The following is a 15,014-nucleotide window of genomic DNA, read 5'->3' on the forward strand; positions in this document are numbered from 1 at the left end:
CCGTCACACCCCCTGGTCTTTGCTCGCACCGGGCCACGCCTCGGGGCTTCGGTCGCCGTTGAACACCACGCGCAGCGGGCCACGCTCGCACAGCCCGTGGAAGTCGGTTCGGCCGGGAATGTCGTCGTCGGGGCAGGGCACGGTGACCGCGTAGTCGTCGCCGTCCTCGGTCGCGAACACGATCCATGGGGTGCCGTCGCGGTCGATGACCACCGGCGCCATCGCGTGGGAAACCAGCTCGATCAGGTGGTCGTACGTGGTGAGGAGTGTGCCGTTCGGGATGCGCTGGGACATGGTCAGTTCTCCTTCGTGGTGGTGGGTGTGCCGTAGTGGGCGTGTTGCGGGATGCGCAGGTGTGGCCAGTGCCCGGCGTCCAGCAGGGCCTTCGCGTGCGATTGGCCGGCGGTCCAGTCCGGCTGGGTGTTGCTGCCGGGCAGCGGTGTGTGCTCGCGGGCGTGCTGGTAGAGGAGGCTGGCCAGATCGCTGCCCCACAGGTCGGTCAGGTCGTCGTTGCTAGCGGGGTAGCTGAGGTCTTCGTCGGCGAACCGGACGGTCACTGTCATGTGCTCGGGGTAGCGGTGGGGGTCTTCGGTGCGCATCTGCTCGAAGCGAGCCTGGACGGTGGCGGTGAACCGTTGCCGGTACTCGGCGCGGTCCCTGTGCTCGAGCTCGGCGAGCGGTTCCTCGATGTCCTCGATCTTCTCCAGCTGGTCGAGGGTCAGCCGGTCGCGCGACGGGGTCCAGCGGTCACCGAACAACGTCTGGCCGATGTGGTTGGTGCTGGCTTCGTAGGTCTCGAACATGCCGAGGTCGTCCAGCTCGTAGACGCTGTTCACGACGACCTCGACCGGTTCGGTGCGATAGGTCAGCAGATACTCGTCGTCGTAGCCGACCGTGCTTCGCAGCAGGTCGGTCACGCCGGCGGCTTCCCACGATCCCGGGCGGCCTGCGGTCACTGCGTCGCTGCTGCCGAGGTTCGCGGCGACGGCGGCGAGCAGGTGGGTGATGAACCCGGCGCCGTCGCCGCCGCGCTGGTTGTTGTTGATCGCGCGGATCGCGCGGGTGATCGCGGTAGCGGCGATCTGGAAGTCGTCGGGTTCGGCGCCGGTGTCGGTCTGGGTCTCGGTGTTGGTGGAGTCGCTCATCGTGGTTTCTCCTGTGTGTGTGTTGACGGTTACGTGTCACCTGGTCGGGCGGCCGAGGGGCCGAACCTCGGTTGGGAGGTCCGGCCGACTGCGGCCCGGTCAGGCGGCGGGCTGGTCAGAGCTGCTGGGGAGGTTGGTGAGGTCGTGTCCGAGGGATTCGGCGACGGCAGCGATCAGGTCGCGGGCGGCGGGTGGGGTGACGGCGTTGCCGAGCTGGCGGACCTTCTCGCGCTTGTTGCCCAGCACCACATAGCCGGTCGTGAACGCCATCCCTGCCGCTACTTCGTGGGGTTCGAGCATCCGGAACAGGCAGTCCTCGACCGCGATGGTCTGCGGCTCCAGCAGCGACTGGTGCCCGGCGGTGGTCAGCGTCCGCAGCGTCGCGGTCGCCGGTGTGCACATCTCCGCCCCGTCGCGGCGGGAGCCGTTGTTGCGCATGACGAGTGCGTAGCGGTCGCGGGTGGTGAACGTGCCGTGCGGCTCGCTCGTGGCGCGCGAGGTGGCGTTGCCGTAGTACGGCATCAGTAGCCCGTGGTGGTTGCCTGCGGCGGCGAACGTGTCGAACGGGTCAGTGGCCTTCTTGGTGGTGTTGTTGTTGCGCAGCGGCACGACCAGTGCCTCGGATTCGCGCGTGGTCCTGGTCCGCATCACGTCGCCGGTGTGGGTCGCGGTCTCCTTCCGCGTGCCGCCGGCAGGGACCAGTAGCCCGGTTTCGTTGCGGGTCGTCATGGTGCGCATCGCCTCCGACAGTGGTGCTGCGGTCTTGCCGTCGCGGCCCTCGACCGGCACCAGCAGCTCCGGGAGCAGGTAGCGCTCGAGTCCGGCGCGGATGCGGGCCATGGTCTTGTCGGCCAGCGGCCTCGCGCGGTCGCCGATTCGCTCGCCGGTCAGGGTCCAGTCGATGGCAGCTGCGGCCGGGAGCCAGCCGGGCTCCACGATCTGGTTGCGGCAGGCCACGTTCGGGCAGCGCCACACGTACTGGGCGCGGTATCGGCCCCAGGTCCGTTCCGGCTTCTTCCACGCTTGCATCGCCCGGACCAGCTCGCCGCACCCCTCGCACCACGCCTGCGGGCGGGTCCACCGGTTCAGGTCCGGGCAGGTCGACGTGCGCTGGTGCGCCACGACATAGAGGCGGTCGCGGGACTGCGGCGCCGGCAGGCCACCAGCCTGGGCGTGCATGCTGTTGAGGTAGACCACGTGGACGCAGTAGCCGAGCGCGTCCAGCCCGGAGCGCCATGCCGGCCACAGCACCCACAGCGCGGCGTCCACGACGTTCTCGACCACGATCGCTGAGTAGCGGTGGTGCTCGGCGAACCGCACCACATCCCACATCGTCGCCCGGCTGCGTTCCGCCGCCTCGTCCGGCAGCGTGTCGCCGAACAGGTCCGGCATCGCGTCCACGTTGCGCTTCTTGCCCTTGGCCTGCGAGTGGTTCGTGCACTCCGGCGACGCCCACAGAATGTCGGTGCGCGGGTACTTGCGCGGCTCGACCTGGGACAGGTCCGCACAGTCGTGGTCGGTGCCCGGGTGGTTGCTGTTGTGGGTCTCGACGGCCAGCTTCCAGTGATTCGCGGCCAGGCGCACCGTCACCCCCGGCACCTGCGCAGCGCCGGTACTCGAGCCCCCGGCCCCGCAGAACAGGTCAGTCATCGTGAGCGTCATCGCGACTCCCGACCGGCGTCCAGGTAGGCCGAGACGCTGTTCTGGCGGCGCTCGAACCCGTCGTCCCAGCCCATCAGGAACGCCTGCAACGCCTTCCGGCACACACCACACAGGCACCCGCCGAGCTGCACCGGGGCGGCCCAGTCGCCGACGGCTTCCCACTCCGGACCGGGGTTCATCGGCTCGTACTTGCTGACGTGCGCGGTGTAGGCCTCATCGCCCGGGTTGATCGGGCCGAGGCACCGCGTGCAGGTGGCGACGTGCCAGCGGTCGGTGTGCGTGTCCAAGGTGAGGTGGTTCATCAGGGAGTCCTCCTGTGAAGGGTTGGTGCGGGGAGGCGCCGTGGGTGCGTGGTCCTTCACCACGGCCCTCCCCGAGCAGTGGGGTCAGCGGCGGGGCGTCCGGGGGCGCTGTGGGCTGGACGGGCAGCCGGGCCGGCCGCAGCCGACCTGACGCCGGGGGCTGCACCACGGCGGGCAGCCGGTCTGCTGGGTGGTTGCTGTTGCCTTCGGCATCGTGTTCTCCCCTGTGCCGCTGGTGGCCGTTGTGTGACGGCAGTCCCCGTTCTTTGGGGCCTGCCGGCTACTGCCGTCTGCCGGGCCGCTAGAGGCTCCGAAGTCAAGGGGTTCTCGGTTGGTGGACAAGGAAATAAGCGAGCGCAGCGAGCGCCGTCGTCCTCCAGGCGAGAAGCCCTTGACTTTGGAGGGGGCGGTCTGGCACCCGGCCACCAACCCCAGCCACAGAAGGGCTTTCGTCCCGGCCGGAGGCCTGGGTGCTCTCCCGCCCGCCAGGGGCGGGAGAGCCTGGACTACACGTGGTCAGTCGTCGTAGGTGCCTAGCTCCATTACCGGGCCGTCGTCGTGTGCGGCTTCATCGGCGGCCGTCACTGTGGCGGGAGCGGTGTGAGTGCTGGTGTCGTCGGCGTGCCACCGGGCGAGTTCCTCGGCGCGGGCCTCGGCTTCGGCGTCGGCGTGGCGTTCTTCGGCTTCGCGGCGGTGCTGAATCTCGATCAGTGCCCGCTGCGCACGGCGTACCGCTTCGGCGGTCTCGTCCGCGGACGGAACTGTCGGCACGTCGGACTCTGCGACCTGCTCCTCGTCGGCGGCGACCTCGCGAATGTCGGCCGGTGCCTGGCTCTCCAGCAGATCCCGGTCCTCGCCCGGCTGGGAGGCGTCCAGATCGCTGCTCACCTCGGCCTCGTCTATGTTGTCGTCGGCAACAACCTCGGCGGAGGGGATCTCGTCGGCAGCCAGGTCCGGCCCCGCGGCCTTGCTGGCTAGCTGGTCGTTGACCAGTCCGGCAACGGCGGACTCGTCGCCATGCGCGGCAGCGGTCGTGTCGGCGTCGCGCTGCTGGGCGATGTCGGCCAGCTCGTGCTCGTCGGTGACTTCCCGGTGCTCGTTTTCGGCGGCCTCGGCGTCGATGGTGTCGAGCAGCTCTTCGGGTGTGGGTCCGTCGTCGGTGTTGTCGATGCCGCGGGTCTCCAGCTCGAACGCGGCCCGCTCGGCGTTCGCGCGGGTCTCGGCGGTGTGGGCGAGCCAGACCGCGCGGGCTTCGTCGGCGGCCTGGAGCTCGGCGGCGCGGGCGTCGAGGGCGTTCGCGAGGGCCTTGGCCTGCCCGGCGTCGGTGCGCAGCCGCTCTCTGGCTGTCTCGTCGTTGCTGGCGTCGGCTTCCGCGATTCGCAGTGCGGCGGTGCGGCGCTCGCGCTCTGCGGCTTGTCTGGTGCCGGCGAGTTCCTCACCGACGTACGGCGGCGCCCACGCCTTCTCACGCTCGTAGGCACGGACCCGGACCCGCAGCTGGCCGTTCGACATCTCGGCCTCGGCCCGGTCGGCTTCGGGTTTGCCGAGCGCGCGCCACGCGGCGCGCCAGGAGGCGTACTGCTCGACCTGGCCGGGCTTCGGCGCTTTGCCGAGCGCGTCGTCGCTGGCCTCGTGGCTCATGACCTCGCGGTGCGCGGCCACGACGCCGGCGCGGCGAATCCACTCGTCACGCGCTGGCCCGGCCCCTGTCGGTGGCGCGTCGAAAGCTTCTTTCGCCCATTGCGGCAGCTCGGCGGCGACCTGCTCGCCGAGCTGCTCGGTGCGGCGGTCGGCCTCGGTGGCCAGGCTGGCCAGGTACGCCGACCACATCGGGTCATCAACCTGCGGAAGCCGGTCAGCGAAGCTGTCACCGGCCGGATCAAGGCTCCGGTAGGTGTTCGTGATCCGGTCTTGGATGACGTGGCTGACCTTGCGGGCGTCGTGCAGCGAGCGCTGCTGGATCGCGTCGGTCAGCACCTTGCGCGGGTCGTGCCCGGCCAGCTCGACGCGCCGCAGCAACGTCTGGAGCGTCCCTGCACCATCCTCGACCGCCAGCTTCGTGCGCTGATCCGGCGTGAGCACACCGGCTTCGGTGAGTTCGTCCAGCCAGCGCGCGGTCCTGCCCGCGGTGGCGAGCGCGATGCCGTCGGCGAGGAGTTCGGCGGGAGTGCGCAGGCGGTTGGCCTCGGCGGCGTCCTCGGCGGCGGTCTGCAACGCCGACAGCTGGGGGTCGTCCATGTCGAACGCGCCGCGCAGCACCGACATCGCCGACCTCTTGGCGGCGGCGGCGGTCTCGCCGTACTCGGCTTCCTTGGCCAGTGACTGGGTGACGACGTGTGCGGTGTTCGCGACCCGCCCGCGAGTCATCGCGACGTATAGCGCGTAGATCGATGTGTTCTGCGTGGCGACCAGGTGGCTGGAGTCCACCGTCAGTCCTTGCGAGGCGTGGACGGTCGCGGCGTAGCCGAGCGCCACCCAGCCCTGAACGTAGTCCGCGGGCAGGATCATCGTTTCGTCGGGCACCGGCTCGCGGGTGCCACGGATCAGCGGCGCGACCCGCAGCCCGCCGTCGTCCAGCACCTCGACCACCCGGTACTCGTCGCGATTGAACGCGGCGCGCTTGTTGCCGCGGTAGCCGTTGAGCTCCCAGGCGTTGAGCCGTGTCTGGATCAGGTCACCAGCGCCGACTCGGTTGCCGCTGAAGGAGAGCCAGACGGTGCGCTCGTCGTCAACCTGGCCGTACTCGACCAACCGCGCGCGCAGCTGCGCGGACAGGTCGGCGGCCTGGGCGTTGGTGTCTACGATCAGCAGGGCGTGGCGGCCGTTGAGGTGGTCGGCCAGCCACGCATCGGCCGCCGAACGCTGGGCTGCTTCGAGGTGGCCGCCGTCGAGGATACGGCCCTGTTTGTGGTACTCGGCCAGGACCGACTCGTCACCGTCACGCAGCCGCAGCGACGCGGGGCCTTCCCAGTCCGCTTGGAAGCGCCGGGTCTCGCTGAGTTCATGGTGGAGCGCGTGCGCGGTGACCAGCCGCATACCGCCACCGGCACCGACCGCGGCGAGCTGACGGTGGTCACCGACCAGCAGCAGCTTCGCCCCGGCGGCGTCGCAGTGTGCGTGGATCTGGGCCAGGTCGCTGGTGTTAGCCATCGCCGACTCGTCCACCACGACCAGGTCTCCCTCGCGCAGGCTCCAGACCCGGTCTTCGGGGCGCGGGATCGAGTCGACGCCGAGTCGGTGCTGAGTGATCAGCCACCGGGTGATGTTCATAGCGGTGACGCCGTCAGCAGCCAGTACTTCGGTGGCGACCTGGGACGCGGCCAGCCCGACCATCCGGCGCTGCTGCCCCTCCCAGAGGCCGGAGTCCTTCCAGGCCCTGGCGAGCGCGCCGACCACGCGGGACTTGCCGGTGCCAGCTGGGCCAACCAGAGTCTCGACCTTCGCGCCGGAGGTGAGGATGCCCCGCACCGCGGCCTCCTGGTCGGCGCCCAACTGGAGACCATCGGCGGTCAGGCGCTCCACGAACTCCTGCGCACTCGGCGGGCTCATTGCGGCAGCGCCGCGGGCGTAGCCAGACGCGGCGAGTTGCCGTTCAGCCTTGACGTGATCCGGGGTCACGTACCGGGTTGCGCCCGGCGCGGCGTACGCCGACGACCCGTCGCCGCGGCGTAGCTCCTCGGGCAGCGCCGCGAGCTCGGCGGTGCTGTGGCCGGGCCGGTCGGCGTCCACCTGCTGCGCGAGCTTCAGGCCGCGCTCGGTCAGCCGGTCCAGCAGCCGCTCGATCCTCGCCGGGCGCATGTTGCCGAGATTGTCCGGCAACGCGTCGCTGATCGCCCGGGTCAGATCAGCCGCCCGCCAGGTCGCCTGCTTGGCCTGCACCTCGGCCAAGGCAGTCTCGAGCACCTTGGCCTGATTGATCCGGCCGGGCAGCCACTGACGCTGGCGCAACGCGAGCACGTCGCGCGCGACCTTGCCGAGTCCCCCGCTAACCTCCGCGCGCAGCTGACGGTCCCACCGCTCCAGCCGCTGCTCGACAGCCTCACCGGTGTGCGACTTGGCCTTGCGGGTCGCCAGCGACGCCTGCTGCTGGAGGTAGGCCAGCTCCAGGTTGTTCGGCTCCCGACCCTTCCTCGCCTCGAACGCAGCCACCAACGGCGCGGTCTTCTTCGTGATCGCCTTGCGGCGCGAGGAGAACATGTCCATCACAGCCTGGTCGATCCCGACGATCTCGCGGGCCTTACCGTCAGGCCGGGTCACGAACTGCACCCCGAGCGCCTTGATCAGGTGCTGCTCCATCACCCGCTCCCCGACGGCCGCCGCCGCGGGCTGAACCCGGTGCAGCGCCTTCGAGTCAATCGTGCGCCACTTGCCGTCGGGCCCCTGGACGCGGTTGAGGATCGCGTTGTGGATGTGCAGCTGCGGGTCGTGCTCGCGGCTGTCGTGCTGGAAGAACGACGCGATCGTCCAGGCGTGGGCGTCGGCCCACCGGCCGGTCACTCCCCCGAAGCGCCCGACGCGGGTATAGCCGGCCTTGTCCTGCAAGTAGTTCAGTGCGGCGCGGTTCCCGGCCCAGATCGCGTCCTCGACCGCCTGGCGGTGCTTGCTCCACTGCACCGCTTCCCGCTCCGCAGTGCGCACCGCCGCCCGGTGCACCAGCACCGCGTTGCGGTTCCCGGTGCGCTCGGCGTCGGTCAGTGCACCGCGCGCCCGCTCCGCTGCGGTGCGGGCCTGCACCTCCTGGGCCTCGAACGCGGTGTGCAGCACCGTCACCGACTTCTGCGGACTGAACGTGGCGTCGTGGAACGCCACGTTCTTGCGCACCGCCTTGCCCGCCAGTGCACGCAACTCGGCGCGGCGCTCCGGCGATGCACCGGGCTCCTTTGCCAGCGAGTCGGCGTACACCTGTTCCTCGGACTTGTAGTTGCGGCCGGTGTGCCCGAGGGTGTCGGCCTCGTCCCACCGCGCCGGATCCCGGAACGCCTCGTCGCGTGGGTCGATGAACCGCTCATACAGCGCGGTCATGTCCTGCGCATCAACCTCACCCGACAGCCCGAGCGCTTCCGCGCCCTTGCCGAACCAGCGCCCCGGCGGCTCACCGGCCGCGACCGCCCCGGTGTAGTAGTTCTCCCGCCCGGCCGCGACCGCGCCGGTCAGATAGTCGGCCCGGTGGCCGCTGCGGACACTCACCACCGCCATGCCGCACCCCCCGCCACAACCGGCGCGCCAGCGCCGGAAGCCGCAAGCGGCGGCCAGCCGAACCGACGACGCGAAGCGGAGTCAAGGCTCCATTTGATCGTGATGCCTAGGTGTGATCTGAGTTCTTTCATCCTGAAGCTGTCTGCTGAGGGATGGTCAGATGTCGTCTGGTCGGTCGCGTCTGCGGCTTCGTAACTGGCCTGGTAGGTGGCTTGGCGACTGTCTGCTGCTCGGGTGTTCTTTGGGCTGTTCATCGGCTGCTGCTCGTTTCGAGTTCGCGGTCGGTGGTCTCGTCATCGGTGGCACTGTCGGTGTCGCGTTCGTTCTCGGTCGCGTTTTCACCGGGCTCGGTAACGAGCGGGAGCTGTCCCTTGGTCTGTGAGGTGGTCGGTGCCGGGGTGTCGTGAGTGGTGGGCTCGGCCCACCCGGCCAGTCCCTGCAGGCGCTTGGCGCGACCGAAGCCGACCGGCCGGCCGAAGGCCTCCTCAGTGGCGCGGCGGATCTCGCGCTGCCCCAAGGGCGCGCCGCCGTTCTCGGCCGCGTGGCGCTGCACCGCATCGAGCAGTTCGGCATCCGAAGGCCCAGCGCCCCTGCGGGGTGCTGCGTCGTGACCGGCTGCGTCCGGTGCGGGTGCATCGTCTTGGTCGTCGTCATGCACCGGTGCGGGTGCATCGTCTTGGTCGTCGTCATGCACCGGTGCGGGTGCATCGTCTTGATCGTCGTTGTGCATCGGTGCAGCGTCCGGTGCAGCCTCTGTGGTGGTGCGTAGTGCACCGAGCAGGTAGGCGATCAGCCACACGGGTGCACCGATCGGCTCCCGGTCGGCGTCCTCGACGCCTGGCTGCGCATCCACCGGGTCCACCTGGTCGTCGCCGGGGCTGGTTAGGCCGAGGGCCGCGGAGTCGACGACCGCGAGCAGCTCGCCCGGGGTGAGTCGGCCGGTGGCCGGCAGCAGCGCGGCCAGGTCGCCCGCGGACAGCAGGCCGTCGCGGATGGTCTGCAGACACGCAACCCGCGCGGCCCGGGCCGCGCCGAACGGCCACAGCCTCTGGCTCGGGCACAGCGTCGCCAGCCGCGACGCCATCCGCACCACCTGCTGGACCAGAGCCCGCGCCGCCGCGGGGTCGTCGCTGCCGGTCCGCGACAGGTGCAGCCACACGCGGGTGGTGATCACCGGCGACGTAAACCACGTCAGCGCCGACAGCCGCGGCTTGGCGGGCTGGGCCAGCTTCATGTGCAGCCGCAGCAGGTGCGCGAGCATCTCGACCAGCACCGCATACGCCAGCGGAGCCAGCGCGTGCGCCACCGCGTCCGCGACACCGTGGGCGGTGTCGACGTTCAGCCACACCGTGCCGAAGATCCCGAGATAGGTCGTGACCAGCGCGCCCGGGATCCGCCACCCACGCGTCAGCGCGGCCAGCCGCAACGCCGTGCAGGCGATGATCATGCCGTCGGCAACCAACGGCACCAACGCACTGTCGAACTTCTCCGACACCGCAGTGAACGACCGGGCACCGCCGATCCCGGCAACACCGAGCGCGGCCACAACCGCCACCGTGATCAGGACACGCCGCGTGGTCAGCCGACCCGCCTCGACCGCTTCAGCGACGCCGCGGACTGTACGGCGGGCCGCCCATCCGACGGCGGTGATGGTGGCCGCGAGGATCAGCAGCCCGGCCGTGCCGGCGGCGATCATCGGCCACGTCACCGCGCCCAGGTCGGCGAGCTCGGGCAGATCGATCAGCTGGTTGGTGAGTCGCGTAGTCATCGCTGGCCTCCAGCGGTGTTGGGTACGGCGGTCAGGCCGCCGCGGCGGCCCGCCTTGATCTGCTCATCCGTCGGCTTCGGGCCGTTGTCGGCGCGGCCGGTGGCCCACCAGGTCACGAACGGGTCGGCGCTGGCCGCCAGCGGCACCGTCACCGCGCGGCGGCCGGCCTCGTCGCGGTGCGCAAGCACGTCACAGGCCGGGGCGTACTCGCCGATGCGGCGCGTGACGCCGGGACGTTGCCGGTCGTGCCAGTCCCCGACCAGCCGATTCGAGGCCTCCGGGCCTTCGTAGGCGCCGGTCCAGGCGTCCATCAGCCACAGCAGTTCTTCCACGACCTCGGGGTGCCACAGCCAGCACGGCGGCAGCGACTCCCGCGCGGTCGCGTACCGCAGATAGGTGGATTCCATCCACGGCAGCAGTTCGCTCAGCACCGCCTCGACCGCGGCGGCGTCGGCCTCGGGCAGCCGCAGCCACGACCGCACCGGCTCCACCTCACCCGCGCCCGCGGCCTCGCCGCGGCTGCCGCCGGGTTTGGCGGCGATCCGGGTCAGCAGGTCCTCGAACTGCGTGACGGTGTTGCCCAGTGCGGCCACCGTGTCGTTGAGCCGCGTGACCTCGGTCTTGCTGGCGGTGTGTCGCAGCCCGGTCTTCATCGCGGCCACGTCGCGGGTCAGTGCCTCGACCGACCGGGCGAGGCCGGCGACCGCCGCGAGCGCGGCGGTGCCGGGGTCCTTGTCGTCGTCGTGGCGCATCAGGCCACTCCCCTCTCGTCCCACGACCGGTCCTGCTGGTCGGTGCCGTGGGCCTGCTCGGCAGCGAACCGCGCTGCCTGGTCGTCGGCGTGCCAGCGGGCCAGCTGCTCATCTCGCTGCGCCGCTAGGTCGTTGTCGATTCGGGCGGTGGCGCGGGCCAGCGCCTCGGCGGCTCTGGCCGCCGCCGGCGTCGCCTCGTCCCGCTCGGCCTGCTCGCTCTCGTCGTCGGACTGCTCGGATTCCGACGACTGCTCCTGCCAGTGCTGGACGGTCCGCCATCCGGTGGTGCCGCCTGCGGTCGGTGTCACGCCGGCTGCGTGGCAGTCACCGCACAGCCGGTCCGTGGTGCGGACGAAGTGATCGACCGGGCCGCACTCGCCGCACACCTTCCGGGCAGCCAGCGCCTTGCCGACGGCGGCGAGCTGCTTGTCGCTCGGGATCCGCTTGGCCCGGGCCTTGGCGTCGACGTACAGCCACGCGAACCGCTGATCCCGCTTCCATGTCAACCGAGCGAACGGCTCCTGCCCGCCACGCGACAGGCCCTTGTCTCGGAGCTGGCGACGCGTGGACAGGCCCGAAGGGGCCTGACCGAACCGGAACTCGGGCAGACCACCCCGGACCCTGCCCGGCCAGCGGCGGCCGTCCCACAACTGCACCCACTCCACGCCTTGGCCGGTCATCACCGGCCTCCGGTGAGATACCACACGGGCTTGCCGGTGCTGGTGGCGTAGGCGATCTCGCGCCGGGTCGACTCCCCGATGTACCCGCCAGGGTTGACGACATAGATCCACGCCGCCAGATCGATCTTGGTCAGGTGCAGCCTGTCGAGGCGCTTCTTGTCTTGCTCGGTGACCTGGTCGCCGTCGTGCCCGAACACGCCGGGTGCGAGGACGACATAGCCAGCAAGGGTCAGTTCACGATTCACCCGCGCGATGTCGCCGCGGAACCGGGTGGACCCGCAGATCGTCACCAGGCCAGCGACCGGTGAGACATTGGTTGCCACAGGCCACTTCATCGCCGGACCTCCCGATCCACGGGCCGCCCGGCGCGAGCCGCGATCCGGGCACGGGCCTTGCGCATCGCCCCGGCCAGCCGCAGCCGGGCGAGGAGTTCGCGGGCCGGGTCGTTGGCCTCCAACCAGGTCAGCGCAGCCCCGATCCGGCGGACCAGGAGTGCACTGACCCGGCGCGTGACTCGGCGGGTAGCAGCCTCGATCCGCTCGGCCCCGGTCAGCGCGTGGTCTCGCAGCCATGCGCAGCCGCCGACCAGCCGGGCACCGGCCCGGTTCTCGAGCGCGGCCAGGTGACGGCCGGTCCACTGCACGGCGGGGCGGTTGTGGAACCGCTCCCGGCGCAGATCCGAGCGTTTCCACGCCATCTTGACTCGCCCGATCGCGGGCGGCATGCCGCGGGTGATGATCAGTGCCTGCCCGGCGCGCAGCTGCGCGATCTGGCCAGGGGTCAGGACCGGCACGTGGCGGTCGCTGATCGACACCCCGCCGGTGGTGCGGTCCTTGGTCGCGGTCTGCTCCAGCCGCTCCCCGCACAGCGTCGACCAGAACTGCAGGTCGTCATCGTCGCTGGTGCCCGCGAGCACGATCTTGGTGGTCACGTTGGTCATCAGCGACCCGGTCGCGGCCTCGCCGAACCGCTCTCGCAGCTGCGCCCGCGACTGCGCGACGATGTGCAGTGTGATGCCGCGGGATCCGAAGTCACCGGACCACCTATCGAGGGGGATCAGGCAGATCAGCGCGGCCTCGTCCAGCACCATCGTTAGCTGCGGCTCCAACCGGCGGCCCTTGCGGCGGACCGCGATCGCCCGCGCCGACCGGGCAATATGAGCCGTCAGCGCGGTTACCAGCGGGGCGGTCTTCTTGTCCTCCGCACCGAGCAGGTACACGGTGCCGGTCTCCTCGAGCAGCCGCGCCACGTCGAACGGCACCCCGCCCGGCGCCGCGGCAGCCGCAGCCGTCGGCACCGACAGCCACGACAGCGCGGGCATGATCGTCGTAGAGATGCTGGAGCGGGTGCGGTCGTTGTTGGTGAAGAACTGCATCGCCTGCTGCTCGAACCCGACCGCGTTCGCGACCCGCAGCTCCCACAGCACGTCGTCCTTGCCGGTGTCCGGGTGGGCCACCCAGGCCTGCACGTCGGCCATCGTGTAGCCGCCGAGCGCGGCGGCGTGCATCAACGCGGTCAGCGCCTGCCGGGCCAGGTTCAGCCAGTGCTCGGCATCGGCCGAGGTCGCGCCGATCCCGTCCAGCAGGTCCGAGGCGCGGTCCATCGCGACCGCCGGGTCGGTGCAGCCGACCAGCGGGTCGAACGTGATCGTGGACCCGTCCTCGGTCAGGCCGTCGGGGTCGAACACCCACACCGGGCCCCGCCTGTCGCGCAAGTTCCGGGTGATGTCGAGTACGTCGGTCTTGGTCGAGGTCACGATCGCCGCGCCCGGCGCATCCAGCAGGTGCCCCATCACCAGCCCGGTCTTGCCCGCCCGAGGCCCGGCCACCGTCAGCGTGTGATCCTCCGCCGAGGACCGCACCTTGACCCAGCCCACCGTCGCGACCGTCGTGCCCAGCTCGGTCAGCGGCACGAAGCGCCGCTTCCACGCCGGCACTTCTGCCAGGGAGGGGCGGACCTGCTTGGCCTTGCGGCGCAGCATCCGCGCCGAGGCGTTGCGGTGCACGTCCCACGCCGACGCCAGCCCGTCAGTGACCCGGCCGGCGCGGCCCAGGCGGCGCAGCAGGCCCCGCGAGCTCGACCGCGACCGCAGCGTGAGTCCCGCTGTCGCGATCAGCGCAACTGTTGCCGCGAGCAACAGCAGCCACCAGCGCTGCGAGGCCTGCACCGAGTCCGGCAGGGCGCGCAGCACGAGGCCGGCGTAGGCCAGCCACCACGCGGCCGCGAGCCCGCCGCCGACCGGGCGGTTCACCGCCACCAGGCCCAGCGTCACCAGCAGCAGCACGCCGGCCGCGATCACCCACCCGGCCGCGCCACCCGGCGCACTCAGCCGCAATCCGATCGCACCTGCCAGCAGGACCCACAACGGCGCCGCAATCAGCGCGCCGTGCATCAACCGCCAAAACAACAGGCCCGCGGTCACCAGACCGACCGCGCCGGTCGCGGCAGCCCAGTAGCCCAGCTCACTCAGGCCCGGCGTCCGGTCCCACGCCACCGCGCCGACGCCGAGGGCCACCAGCGCCACCATGGCGAGCGTGAACCGCGGCACCAGCACACCCTCGGTCTTCGTCGGCCGCCGCATCATCGCGCACCACCGACCAGGACACCGACCACCGCGAACACCGCGCCGGCCACCGCCGCGGCGAACGACACCCGCAGCCACCTGTGCTTCGTCCAAGCAATGTCGGCCAGCCGCTTGGCCTGATGCACTACAGCCACAAGCGGCTCAGCAACCCTCCACAGCGGCTGCGGGTCCAGGTGCCGACCGACCAGCAGATCGACCGATCGCATCTGCACCGCGCCGAAGTACAGGAACTCCCCCGGTTCCAGCATCGCGCCTGGGTGGTGCAGCCGCGGCACGACCACCACCAGCGCAGAACCCAACGCCACCGCCAGACAAACCAGCGCCGCACCGAACAGCACCCGCACAACCACCGGGTCGCCGTGCGACTGCGCCACCAGCGTCAACACCACCGCAGCCAGCGCGGTCTCCACCGTCGCCGCGAACCCCGCCTTCGTGTCCGCCTTGTCGATCGCCTGCGCGGCCGAATCGTGCATCCGCCACGCCAGATCAAGCGCCGTGTGCCCGCTCATCGCGCACCACCCGTCACGCCACCGTCGACCGGCTGGACGTTGTCGCGGTAGGACATGTGCGCGTCGTAAGCAGCATCGTGCTCCGGCGTACTGGCCATGGCGTACACGCGCACCGGACCGAACAGCCGCTCAGCGTGGTAATGACCACCCCTCGCGCGGAACGCAGCCACCGTTCCGAGCGTCGCCGCGATCCGATCGACCTCGGCCGCCTCAGCGGCGAAGTCCTCGCCGCGAGGAAAGATGCCCCCGTGGACGTCCGGTAGCGGCCACTCCGGGTGATCCGCCACAAACGCCGCCAACTCGAACAAGCCACGGATGAACTCCGCCCGCTCGGCCGGCACCTCCTCCAACATCCCAAACTGCGGCACCCACTCCGGGCCGCCCTGTACTGCGTCAGTCATGCTGTAGACCTCTCG

General features: G+C 70.8%; 12 protein-coding genes. All 12 read right to left on the minus strand.

The genetic code is table 11. The features are described from left to right. Positions 1-3 precede the first annotated feature (3 nt). The 12 genes from ACIBL3_RS00205 to ACIBL3_RS00260 all read right to left on the minus strand — a co-directional run bounded on the left by ACIBL3_RS00205 (position 4) and on the right by ACIBL3_RS00260 (position 14,999). Complete coding sequence (locus ACIBL3_RS00205; protein WP_396350961.1) at positions 4-294, minus strand: hypothetical protein; 291 nt, start codon at positions 292-294, stop codon at positions 4-6. A 2-nt stretch (positions 295-296) separates the two neighbouring features. Beyond that, positions 297-1,145 carry a hypothetical protein gene (locus ACIBL3_RS00210; RefSeq protein ID WP_396350962.1) on the minus strand — a complete coding sequence of 283 codons (849 nt, stop codon included), beginning with the start codon at positions 1,143-1,145 and terminating at the stop codon, positions 297-299. Between the two features lie 99 nt (positions 1,146-1,244). After that, the gene (locus tag ACIBL3_RS00215) at positions 1,245-2,807 is read right to left on the minus strand and encodes a DNA cytosine methyltransferase (protein ID WP_396350963.1); all 1,563 of its coding nucleotides are present in this window, start codon (positions 2,805-2,807) and stop codon (positions 1,245-1,247) included. After that, on the minus strand, positions 2,804-3,109 hold the full coding sequence (locus tag ACIBL3_RS00220; protein ID WP_396350964.1) for a hypothetical protein: 306 nt from the start codon (positions 3,107-3,109) through the stop codon (positions 2,804-2,806). Before ACIBL3_RS00220 ends, ACIBL3_RS00215 begins: the two co-directional genes overlap by 4 nt. A gap of 516 nt (positions 3,110-3,625) precedes the next feature. Next, a complete protein-coding gene (gene mobF, locus ACIBL3_RS00225; protein ID WP_396350965.1) occupies positions 3,626-8,305 on the minus strand; it encodes a MobF family relaxase in 4,680 nt (1,559 codons plus the stop codon). Between the two features lie 250 nt (positions 8,306-8,555). Further along, on the minus strand, positions 8,556-10,073 hold the full coding sequence (locus ACIBL3_RS00230) for a DUF2637 domain-containing protein (protein WP_396350966.1): 1,518 nt from the start codon (positions 10,071-10,073) through the stop codon (positions 8,556-8,558). Further along, positions 10,070-10,825, minus strand: coding sequence for a hypothetical protein (locus tag ACIBL3_RS00235; protein ID WP_396350967.1), 756 nt, complete (start codon positions 10,823-10,825; stop codon positions 10,070-10,072). Before ACIBL3_RS00235 ends, ACIBL3_RS00230 begins: the two co-directional genes overlap by 4 nt. Further along, positions 10,825-11,505: an RRQRL motif-containing zinc-binding protein gene (locus tag ACIBL3_RS00240; RefSeq protein ID WP_396350968.1), complete on the minus strand. Its 681-nt coding sequence runs from the start codon at positions 11,503-11,505 to the stop codon at positions 10,825-10,827. The genes ACIBL3_RS00235 and ACIBL3_RS00240 overlap by 1 nt, the downstream gene beginning before the upstream one ends. Further along, positions 11,505-11,840, minus strand: a complete 336-nt coding sequence (locus ACIBL3_RS00245) for a hypothetical protein (RefSeq protein WP_396350969.1) — start codon at positions 11,838-11,840, stop codon at positions 11,505-11,507. The genes ACIBL3_RS00240 and ACIBL3_RS00245 overlap by 1 nt, the downstream gene beginning before the upstream one ends. Beyond that, positions 11,837-14,086 carry a type IV secretory system conjugative DNA transfer family protein gene (locus tag ACIBL3_RS00250; protein WP_396350970.1) on the minus strand — a complete coding sequence of 750 codons (2,250 nt, stop codon included), beginning with the start codon at positions 14,084-14,086 and terminating at the stop codon, positions 11,837-11,839. Before ACIBL3_RS00250 ends, ACIBL3_RS00245 begins: the two co-directional genes overlap by 4 nt. Next, positions 14,086-14,598, minus strand: coding sequence for a Pycsar system effector family protein (locus tag ACIBL3_RS00255; protein WP_396350971.1), 513 nt, complete (start codon positions 14,596-14,598; stop codon positions 14,086-14,088). Before ACIBL3_RS00255 ends, ACIBL3_RS00250 begins: the two co-directional genes overlap by 1 nt. Continuing rightward, positions 14,595-14,999 (minus strand): hypothetical protein, encoded by a 405-nt coding sequence (locus ACIBL3_RS00260; protein ID WP_396350972.1) that lies wholly within the window; start codon positions 14,997-14,999, stop codon positions 14,595-14,597. The genes ACIBL3_RS00255 and ACIBL3_RS00260 overlap by 4 nt, the downstream gene beginning before the upstream one ends. Between the last annotated feature and the right edge of the window lie 15 nt (positions 15,000-15,014).

The organism is Kribbella sp. NPDC050124 (assembly GCF_044460355.1).
In the GTDB taxonomy this organism is placed as follows: Bacteria; Actinomycetota; Actinomycetes; order Propionibacteriales; family Kribbellaceae; genus Kribbella.

What these genes read in the sequence shown, in the direction of transcription:
- ACIBL3_RS00205 (WP_396350961.1), bottom strand. Translation starts at nt 294, where the DNA reads ATGTCCCAGCGCATCCCGAACGGCACACTCCTCACCACGTACGACCAC.
- ACIBL3_RS00210 (WP_396350962.1), bottom strand. Translation starts at nt 1,145, where the DNA reads ATGAGCGACTCCACCAACACCGAGACCCAGACCGACACCGGCGCCGAA.
- ACIBL3_RS00215 (WP_396350963.1), bottom strand. Translation starts at nt 2,807, where the DNA reads ATGACGCTCACGATGACTGACCTGTTCTGCGGGGCCGGGGGCTCGAGT.
- ACIBL3_RS00220 (WP_396350964.1), bottom strand. Translation starts at nt 3,109, where the DNA reads ATGAACCACCTCACCTTGGACACGCACACCGACCGCTGGCACGTCGCC.
- mobF (WP_396350965.1), bottom strand. Translation starts at nt 8,305, where the DNA reads ATGGCGGTGGTGAGTGTCCGCAGCGGCCACCGGGCCGACTATCTGACC.
- ACIBL3_RS00230 (WP_396350966.1), bottom strand. Translation starts at nt 10,073, where the DNA reads ATGACTACGCGACTCACCAACCAGCTGATCGATCTGCCCGAGCTCGCC.
- ACIBL3_RS00235 (WP_396350967.1), bottom strand. Translation starts at nt 10,825, where the DNA reads ATGCGCCACGACGACGACAAGGACCCCGGCACCGCCGCGCTCGCGGCG.
- ACIBL3_RS00240 (WP_396350968.1), bottom strand. Translation starts at nt 11,505, where the DNA reads ATGACCGGCCAAGGCGTGGAGTGGGTGCAGTTGTGGGACGGCCGCCGC.
- ACIBL3_RS00245 (WP_396350969.1), bottom strand. Translation starts at nt 11,840, where the DNA reads ATGAAGTGGCCTGTGGCAACCAATGTCTCACCGGTCGCTGGCCTGGTG.
- ACIBL3_RS00250 (WP_396350970.1), bottom strand. Translation starts at nt 14,086, where the DNA reads ATGCGGCGGCCGACGAAGACCGAGGGTGTGCTGGTGCCGCGGTTCACG.
- ACIBL3_RS00255 (WP_396350971.1), bottom strand. Translation starts at nt 14,598, where the DNA reads ATGAGCGGGCACACGGCGCTTGATCTGGCGTGGCGGATGCACGATTCG.
- ACIBL3_RS00260 (WP_396350972.1), bottom strand. Translation starts at nt 14,999, where the DNA reads ATGACTGACGCAGTACAGGGCGGCCCGGAGTGGGTGCCGCAGTTTGGG.